This is a genomic window from Lentilactobacillus sp. (genome assembly GCF_040773105.1).
GTDB lineage: Bacteria > Bacillota > Bacilli > Lactobacillales > Lactobacillaceae > Lentilactobacillus > Lentilactobacillus parabuchneri.
Genome location: NZ_JAXGWW010000082.1, coordinates 1 through 8355, shown reverse-complemented (window position 1 = coordinate 8355; position 8355 = coordinate 1). Strand labels below are relative to the sequence as shown.

Below are 8355 nucleotides of genomic sequence, written 5' to 3'. Positions count from 1 at the left end.
TCAAGGGCATCAAAGGCGCTTTGCATTTCTTTTTCAACTTGCTTTTGAAAATCCTCGGTCAGTTTTTGTTTGCGATCAATCGTAATCGGTTCGCCAAAAGCAACCGTAATTCGTTTCCTTGTAAATAACTGTTTGAACGTTAATGGGCCTTGATAGACGGTTGGCACTAAAGGTACTCCGGATAACTGAGCGATTAAGGCCGCACAACTTTTTAATTGAGTCGAGTGGCGGGTTCCGGATGGAAACAGGATCAAAGACAGGTCGGATTTACGTAGAATTCTAACCGGCTTTTTAATCGCTGAGGGGCCGGGATTGTCACGATCGACAGAAAAGGCATTGGCGTGTAGTAAGACCCAACGCAAAATTGGATTTTTGAACAATTCTTTTTTAGCCATAAAGCTGAATTTCTTGGGACTTGCTGCCAACGCAAAGTAAATTGGGTCGAACCATGTTCGATGGGGTCCGACTAAGATATAATTGCCTTTTGGAAGCCGATCTTTGTGTTCGTACCTGGCGTTTCCATTGATAATGAACACTAGGATTCGAACCAGCACTCTCATGAATGAATAAAACAATTCATTTCCTTCTTTCATATCTGATAGAATAATATTAACTTAAAGTTGAAGGATTTGGCAAACTTAATTGTGAAGGAACTCGATGATATGCAAGTAGAATTACAGAATGGTGAACGAATTGACCAATTATACAGCAAAGGGATCCAAATTATCCAAAGCAAAGACGTTTTTTCGTTTTCACTGGATGCGGTGTTACTGGCCGATTTTGTTAAAGTTAACGGGCACAAAACCCGTCAGATTGTGGACTTATGTTCCGGCAACGGGGCGGTGGGGCTTTTTTTAAGTGAAAAAACGGCTGCGCACATCACGATGGTTGAGATTCAGGAACGATTGGCGGAAATGGCACAGCGAAGCATTCAATTAAATGAGTTGGGTGCTCAAATTGATGTGGTCAATGATGATCTCAAAAACGCCGCTAAATACATTAACAAAGATTCTGTTGATATTGTTGCCTGCAATCCGCCTTATTTCGTGAACTACGAAGACAGCGAAAAAAATCCAAATCAGTATTTGGCAATTGCTAGGCATGAGTTAACCACCAACTTGGACGAGATTGTGAACTGTGCTGCCGGTTTGTTGAAAATGAACGCCAAGCTTTTCATGGTCTACCGTCCGGATCGATTGACCGACCTGTTGGTTGCACTCAGAGCCCATCGACTGGAACCCAAGCGGTTGAAATTTGTTCGCCCACGACAGGGTGAAAATGCCAATATGGTGTTGGTTGAGGCTATAAAAGACGGTAAACCGAATGGGCTTAAGGTGGAACCTGACGTCTTGACCTATGATGGCGATGACTATACTGACGAAGTGAAGATGATGCTTTATGGATCAGGAAAATAAATATTATATGTATGTTTTGTTATGCGAAGATCAGACACTTTACACCGGGTTTTCCACGGATGTTGAAAGAAGATTTCAACAGCATGTGAACGGGACTGGTGCAAAATACACCCGGTCGCACCAGCCATTGAAAATTTTATTCAAAAAACAGTTTGTGAATAAACACGATGCTTTAAGCGCGGAGTATGCATTTAAACAGCTCACAAGGTCGCAGAAACTGAACTATTTGGAAAAGCAGGGCATCAAATTGAAGTGAATTATTACACAAAGTTCAAAAAAGGAATGAAAATTATTATCAAATAGTGTTATAATTTAAGTAATCTATTAGGAGGTAATATTCGTGAAAATTATTGCATATGGCATTCGTGACGATGAGAAACCTTATTTAGACAAGTGGAGTGAAGAAAACCCCGACGTTGAAGTTGCTTCAACCGGTGAATTGCTCGATGAATCAACTGTTGATCAAGCAAAGGGCGCTGATGGTGTTGTTACCTATCAACAAAAGCCTTACACTGCCGCTGTTTTGGATAAGTTAGGCAGCTTTGGTATCAAGTTCCTTTCACTTCGTAACGTGGGTGTTGACAACATTGATGTCGACGCTGCAAAGCGTAACGGAATTCAAGTAACCAACGTTCCCGCATATTCTCCAGAAGCAATTGCCGAGTTCACCGTAACTCAATTAATGAGATTACTTCGTCGGACCAACACATTTGACCGTAAACAGGCCAATGGGGACCTTCGTTGGGCACCAGACATTGCTGACGAATTGAACCAAATGACTGTTGGTGTCTTTGCTACTGGCCGTATTGGTCGCGCTGCAATGCGCATCTACAAGGGCTTTGGTGCCAAGGTCATCGCTTATGATATTTATCATAATCCTGAACTTGAAAAAGAAGGCGTCTACGTGGATACACCTGAAGAGCTTTATGCCCAATCAGATGTCATCTCATTACACGCCCCAGCCACTAAAGAAAACGAACACATGATTAACGATCAGACACTTGCTAAAATGAAAGATGGTGTCTTCATCCTTAACCCAGCTCGCGGTGCCCTGATTGACACCGACGCATTAATCCGTGCCCTTGACTCAGGCAAAGTTGGCGGAGCCGCAATTGATACTTACGAAGACGAAGTTGGTATTTTCAACACTGACTTTGGCAGCTTTGACAAGATTCCAGACGATCGTCTTAAGAACTTGATGAAGCGCGAAAACGTTTTGGTAAGTCCACATATTGCCTTCTACACGAAGCGTGCCGTTCGTAACATGGTATTCTTTGCAATGGATGCAAACAAGTCATTGATCAGCACTGGTAAATCAGACAAATTAGTTCAACTTTAAAGTTGACTTTTTGCTAAAAAATAAAGAGGTTTCAGATGAGCTGAAAAGCTTGTCTGAAACCTCTTATTTTGTTGAAAAACGCCTCAATCTACTTGTGCAGCCAAATCCATTAACAGGTCCCTTAATTCAGCAGGATTTTTCACTGTTTGATCAGGAATGATCTGTGGGTCGGCAATTGGACTTTGGTGATTATTGTACCAAACCGTTTCCCAACCGGCTTTTTTGGCGGGAACAATATCTTCATAGTATGAACTGCCAATGTAGATCATTTCATTTCCACGGAGATTAAATTTTCGATTCATCAACGTGAAAATTAATGGGTCCGGCTTTTTGGCGTTGGCATCCTCAGAGGTGATGATTTGGTCACGACCGAACCAATGGTGAAGTTTCAGTTTCATAATTTTGGCGAGTTGGACTTCGTTGGAGCCATTGGTAATGATTCCAAGTTGGAATTTGCTGGCCAGCTCGTTGAAGAGGGTGGTTAAGCCGTCAAATAGGTGAATGGAATTACTTGCCAATTGGTAAGCCTCGGAAAAAGCAGCCGCCGTTTCTTGAGACAATCCATTTAAATCAAATCGTTTAAATGTGTGGTGCAGTGAGTGGAAGTTGATTTCATCTTCAGATAGTTTTATGTTGGAGTCTGAGTTGGATTCCGCAATTGCAAGTTGTTCTTGCTGGGTATAGTTCGAAAAGACATTATCCATGAGTTCATCAGACAAGTTCAAATTGAATGTTTCATTAAACGCTTGATTGAACGAAGGCTTCGTGTCGTAAAGTGTATCGTCAACATCAAAAACGATGGCTTTAATCATGTCATATATTCCTCCTTGCCACGAAACATCATTCTAACATGTTTCATAGAAATTTAACAATTTTGTCCGTGAAATTCATGCTTATTCAGGATTTTTGCTTGCGCTTACGGCAGTTTTCCTTTATACTTTTAAAGGTGTTTTAAATACACACCCAGCGTGATGTTGTGGGAGTTGCCAGGGATGGTTCCGATGACAGATGATCGTTGGGGAGGATAAAAACAATATGGAGGCTACATTATGGCTGTTATTTCTATGAAACAATTACTGGAAGCCGGAGTACATTTCGGTCACCAAACTCGTCGTTGGAACCCAAAGATGAAAGAATATATCTTTACTGAACGTAACGGTATTTACATCATTGACTTGCAAAAGACGGTTAAGCTGATTGACGTTGCTTACAACTTCATGAAGGACGAAGCTGCTAAGGGAGCCGTTGTTCTGTTTGTTGGAACTAAGAAGCAGGCACAGGATTCAATCGCTGAAGAAGCAACTCGTGCCGGCCAATACTATGTTAACAATCGTTGGCTTGGTGGTACCTTAACCAACTGGGAAACCATCCAATCACGTGTTAAGCGTTTGAAGGATCTTAAGAAGATGTCTACTGATGGTACTTTTGACATTCTGCCAAAGAAGGAAGTTTCACTTTTGATCAAGCAGGAACAAAAGTTGGAACGATTCTTGGGTGGTATCGAAGATATGCCTAAGGTTCCGGATGTGATGTTTATCGTTGATCCTCGTAAAGAGCAAATTGCCGTTCACGAAGCAATGAAGTTAAACATTCCAATCGTTGCCATGGTTGATACCAACACTGATCCAGATCAAATCGACGTTGTGATCCCATCAAACGACGATGCCATTCGTGCCGTTCGTTTGATCACTTCAAAGATGGCTGACGCAATCATCGAAGGCCGTCAAGGTGAAGATGACGTCAACGAAAAGACCTTTGAAGGTAAAGATGGCGACAAGAAAGACAAAAAAGAAGATTCAATTGAAGACATTGCAGACGCCGTTGAAGGCAGCAATGATTCTGACAAATAAATATTAGCACTTAGGCTGACTCTATCGCTTTGGACCAATTTGGCCTTGGTGTGGAGTCAGTTTTTAGTCATAATCAATAGGAGGCCACGAACATGGCAAAAATTTCAGCATCTCAAGTTATGGACTTACGTAAAAAGACCGGCGTTGGTATGATGGACGCGAAGAAAGCGCTCGTTGCAACTGAAGGCGATTTTGACAAGGCAATCGAAGTACTCCGTGAAAAGGGTGTTGCCAAGGCTGAAAAGAAGAGCGACCGGGTTGCTGCCAACGGTTTGGCAACAATTGCTTATGATGGTAATACTGCTGCAATCGTTGAAATCAACTCAGAAACCGATTTCGTTGCTTCAAGTGATCCATTCAAGGAACTGGTTAAGCGGGTAAGTGCCGCAATCGTTGCGAACAAGCCTGCAGACGTTGATGCTGCGCTCGAATTAAAGACTGACAAAGGCACCGTTAAAGATGACTTGATTGAAACCACTCAAGTTACCGGTGAAAAAGTAACCTTGCGTCGTTTTACATTAGTTGAAAAGAACGATGATGAAGTATTCGGCTCATATCTGCACAATGGTGGTTTAATTGGCGCATTGGTTCTGCTTAAGGGTGCCGATGCCGATACTGCAAAAGACGTTGCAATGCACGTTGCTGCAACAAATCCTGAATACCTTAACAAGGATGAAGTACCAGCTGACCGCTTAGCTCACGAAAAAGAAATTCTCAAACAGGAAGCTTTGAATGAAGGTAAGCCTGAAAAGATCGTTGAAAAGATGGTTGAAGGTCGTCTTCACAAGTTTTTGGCTGAAATCTGCCTTGAAGATCAAGACTTCGTTAAAGACCCAGATATGACTGTTTCAAAATATGTTGCATCAAAGAATGGTTCAATCGTTCAATTCGTTCGCTATGAAGTTGGTGAAGGAATCGAAAAGAAGCAACAAAGCTTTGAAGATGAAGTACGGGACCAATTAAAGTAATTCAATGAATAATCAAAGTGGGACGAGGGGCAATTGCTGCTTGTCCCACTTTTTTTACGATTTAACCACAATCTGGTATTTGAATTGGTACTGGCATTAAATTTGAACTGGGCATATTTATCGCGTATTTTTTGAAATGATGGTCATAATAATTAATAAAGAATTATTGAAAATACGTGTTTTCTTGTTGATTGCAAGCTTAATATGCTAGAATTAGTAGTAATGATTAACTATGGGAGGCACTTAGATGTCTAAAGTAAAATACAATCGAATCATTTTAAAATTGAGTGGTGAAGCCTTAGCCGGAGATCGCGGCTTTGGCATTAATCCACCCGTTATTAAGAACGTCGCCCAAGAAATCAAAGATATTTTTGATCTGGGTGTTCAAATCGGCATCGTCGTTGGTGGCGGTAATATGTGGCGCGGTGAATCCGGGGCCGAGATGGGCATGGAACGCGCCCAAGCTGATTATATCGGTATGTTAGGGACCACCATGAACGGACTCGCACTTCAGGACAATCTAGAACATCTGGGTGTTCCGACTCGAGTTCAAACATCGATTGAAATGAGACAGATTGCTGAACCATACATTCGCCGAAAGGCAGTTCGTCACCTTGAAAAAGGGCGGGTTGTGATTTTTGCGGCTGGAACTGGAAATCCATATTTTTCAACAGATACGACAGCCGCTTTACGGGCCGCTGAAATTAACGCCGATGCGATTTTGATGGCGAAAAACGGCGTTGATGGCATTTATTCTGCTGATCCACGGACGGATAAAGATGCCGTTAAGTTTGATACCCTTTCTTACATGGATATCTTAGAAAAAGGCCTCAAAGTAATGGACTCGACTGCCAGTTCACTATCGATGGATAATCATATTCCGTTGGTTGTTTTCAATTTAAACAAGCCCGGAAATATTCGCAAAGTTGTGACTGGCGAAAGCATTGGAACAACAGTTAAGGAGAAATAAATATGGCAGACGCACAATCAGTGTTAAATGAAGCAAAAGAAAAAATGAAGAAAGCCCGCGAAGTCCTCGAACGTGAACTTGGTAGTATTCGTGCCGGTCATGCCAATGCGAGCTTATTAAGCGGTGTAACGGTTGATTATTACGGTGCACCGACACCCTTAAACCAAATTGCTTCCATTTCAATTCCGGAAGCACGGGTTATTTTAATCACGCCGTATGATAAGACGGCCCTTGAAAACATCGAAAAGGGAATTTATGAAGCCGACTTGGGGATTAGCCCCGCCAATGATGGTACGGCCATTCGGTTGGCAGTCCCAGCATTGACTGAGGATCGCCGTAAAGAAATCGCCAAGCAGGTAAAGGCAACTGGTGAGAAGAGTAAAGTGGCCATCAGAAATGTTCGCCGTGAAGCAATGGATACTTTGAAACGCAGCAACAAGAACGAAGATATTACAGATGACGAACTTCATCGCTTTGAAGATCAAGTCCAGAAGTTAACGGATGATTCGATTAAGGGCGTCGATAATATTGTCGCTGATAAAGAAAAAGAAGTAATGAACGGTTAGAAAGAGGGACAATATCATGGCAGATAACAATAATAATCAATCAGATAATGACGAAATTGCAGTGGTACCAGGAACAGACGAATTCGAAAAAATGTTGTTTAAATTAAACACGCCAGTCACGGAAGATAATTTAGGCGTATTAGATTACAATAATGGTCACTTACAGCCTGTTCAAGACGGGTTGTATGCCATGCCTGCCTACGTTACGGATGACTTCAACCTGTTTTTCATCGTTTCTCAACTTGTTGAAGACGATTGGGTCATTGCGTTTTCAACGGCCACAATTGAAAATGATAACGAAATCACCGATTTATCCGAACCTTACACCACCGGTAAGGGGTTAAATCTCCTGGGCCAAAAGAGTCCTGAAGATGCTAATAAATTGTTGAAGTATTTCAATACGCTTGCTGAAGCAAAACGTGGTGAATGGCGCATGGTTGAACGTCCCGATGGTGCAACGGACTAATAATTAAGTGCATTTTAGGATGAGTTTTACTTCTCATCCTTTATTTTTGCCTTAAGGTCATTTAAGGAGCGTGCAATGTTTAACAACACACAAAATAATCAACAGTCAGAAGAACACTTGGATATGAATCGCATTCCTGAACACGTCGCGATTATCATGGACGGGAATGGTCGATGGGCTAAAAAGCGCCACATGCCAAGAATTGCTGGCCATAAACGTGGAATGGAAACCGTTAAGACGATTACGAAGGTTGCCAGCAAGATGGGGGTTAAGGTATTAACCCTATACGCATTTTCGACGGAAAATTGGAAACGACCACATGATGAAGTGAGCTATTTGATGGGATTACCGGTCAAATTTTTCAATGACTTTGTGCCCGAACTGGTTGAGAATAATGTTCAAGTTCGGGTGATGGGGTTGATCGACCAACTGCCGGCTCAGACACAACAGGCAGTTCACGACGCGGTCAAAGATACTGCTCATTGTACTGGTATGATTTTGAACTTTGCCCTCAATTACGGCAGTCGGTTAGATATCACCTTGGCCATGAAGCAAATTGTGGATGGCGTCGTGGATGGCAAGCTTGATCCGGATGAAATCGACGATCAAACGATTTCGGATCATCTCATGACCGGTTTTTTAGGTCAATTAGCTGATCCGGACCTGCTGATTCGAACCAGCGGGGAAGAGCGCATTTCAAATTTCTTGCTTTGGCAGATTGCCTACAGTGAACTGGTCTTTACGGACGTTCTTTGGCCTGACTTTGATAAAGATGTGTTCG

11 protein-coding genes are annotated in these 8355 nt (G+C 42.2%); 9 read left to right on the top strand and 2 right to left on the bottom strand.

Going from position 1 to position 8355, the window contains the following annotated elements; genetic code table 11:
• On the bottom strand, positions 1–575 hold a 575-nt coding region (locus AB3112_RS05835), incomplete at its 3' end, for a lysophospholipid acyltransferase family protein (RefSeq protein WP_367334100.1).
• A gap of 87 nt (positions 576–662) precedes the next feature.
• Between AB3112_RS05835 and AB3112_RS05830 the strand changes: the two genes are divergently transcribed.
• From AB3112_RS05830 to AB3112_RS05820, 3 genes are all read left to right on the top strand, one after another.
• Complete coding sequence (locus AB3112_RS05830) at positions 663–1415, top strand: tRNA1(Val) (adenine(37)-N6)-methyltransferase (RefSeq protein WP_084975533.1); 753 nt, start codon at positions 663–665, stop codon at positions 1413–1415.
• The gene (locus AB3112_RS05825; protein ID WP_057909238.1) at positions 1399–1671 is read left to right on the top strand and encodes a GIY-YIG nuclease family protein; all 273 of its coding nucleotides are present in this window, start codon (positions 1399–1401) and stop codon (positions 1669–1671) included. The genes AB3112_RS05830 and AB3112_RS05825 overlap by 17 nt, the downstream gene beginning before the upstream one ends.
• 84 nt (positions 1672–1755) lie before the next feature.
• A complete protein-coding gene (locus tag AB3112_RS05820) occupies positions 1756–2754 on the top strand; it encodes a D-2-hydroxyacid dehydrogenase (RefSeq protein WP_057909237.1) in 999 nt (332 codons plus the stop codon).
• 83 nt (positions 2755–2837) lie between these two features.
• Here the strand turns inward: AB3112_RS05820 and AB3112_RS05815 are convergent, their stop codons facing one another.
• Positions 2838–3566, bottom strand: a complete 729-nt coding sequence (locus tag AB3112_RS05815) for an HAD family hydrolase (RefSeq protein WP_057909236.1) — start codon at positions 3564–3566, stop codon at positions 2838–2840.
• 237 nt (positions 3567–3803) lie between these two features.
• On the opposite strand from AB3112_RS05815, the gene rpsB reads away from it, so the two are divergent.
• From rpsB to AB3112_RS05785, 6 genes are all read left to right on the top strand, one after another.
• Entirely contained in the window at positions 3804–4604 is an 801-nt protein-coding gene (gene rpsB / locus AB3112_RS05810; RefSeq protein ID WP_084975531.1) for a 30S ribosomal protein S2, read from the top strand.
• 92 nt (positions 4605–4696) lie between these two features.
• A complete protein-coding gene (tsf, locus tag AB3112_RS05805; protein ID WP_057909234.1) occupies positions 4697–5572 on the top strand; it encodes a translation elongation factor Ts in 876 nt (291 codons plus the stop codon).
• Positions 5573–5819: 247 nt separating this feature from the next.
• Positions 5820–6542 carry a UMP kinase gene (gene pyrH, locus AB3112_RS05800; protein ID WP_057909233.1) on the top strand — a complete coding sequence of 241 codons (723 nt, stop codon included), beginning with the start codon at positions 5820–5822 and terminating at the stop codon, positions 6540–6542.
• A gap of 2 nt (positions 6543–6544) precedes the next feature.
• Positions 6545–7108: a ribosome recycling factor gene (gene frr, locus AB3112_RS05795; RefSeq protein WP_057909232.1), complete on the top strand. Its 564-nt coding sequence runs from the start codon at positions 6545–6547 to the stop codon at positions 7106–7108.
• Positions 7109–7124: 16 nt separating this feature from the next.
• Complete coding sequence (locus tag AB3112_RS05790) at positions 7125–7574, top strand: hypothetical protein (protein ID WP_057909231.1); 450 nt, start codon at positions 7125–7127, stop codon at positions 7572–7574.
• A gap of 75 nt (positions 7575–7649) precedes the next feature.
• Positions 7650–8355, top strand: a 706-nt coding sequence (locus tag AB3112_RS05785) for an isoprenyl transferase (protein WP_367334099.1), incomplete at its 3' end; no start/stop codon positions are given.

Excerpts from the sequence above, each read along its gene's own strand:
- AB3112_RS05830 (WP_084975533.1), top strand. The coding sequence starts at position 663 with ATGCAAGTAGAATTACAGAATGGTGAACGAATTGACCAATTATACAGC.
- AB3112_RS05825 (WP_057909238.1), top strand. The coding sequence starts at position 1,399 with ATGGATCAGGAAAATAAATATTATATGTATGTTTTGTTATGCGAAGAT.
- AB3112_RS05815 (WP_057909236.1), bottom strand. The coding sequence starts at position 3,566 with ATGATTAAAGCCATCGTTTTTGATGTTGACGATACACTTTACGACACG.
- rpsB (WP_084975531.1), top strand. The coding sequence starts at position 3,804 with ATGGCTGTTATTTCTATGAAACAATTACTGGAAGCCGGAGTACATTTC.
- tsf (WP_057909234.1), top strand. The coding sequence starts at position 4,697 with ATGGCAAAAATTTCAGCATCTCAAGTTATGGACTTACGTAAAAAGACC.
- pyrH (WP_057909233.1), top strand. The coding sequence starts at position 5,820 with ATGTCTAAAGTAAAATACAATCGAATCATTTTAAAATTGAGTGGTGAA.
- frr (WP_057909232.1), top strand. The coding sequence starts at position 6,545 with ATGGCAGACGCACAATCAGTGTTAAATGAAGCAAAAGAAAAAATGAAG.
- AB3112_RS05790 (WP_057909231.1), top strand. The coding sequence starts at position 7,125 with ATGGCAGATAACAATAATAATCAATCAGATAATGACGAAATTGCAGTG.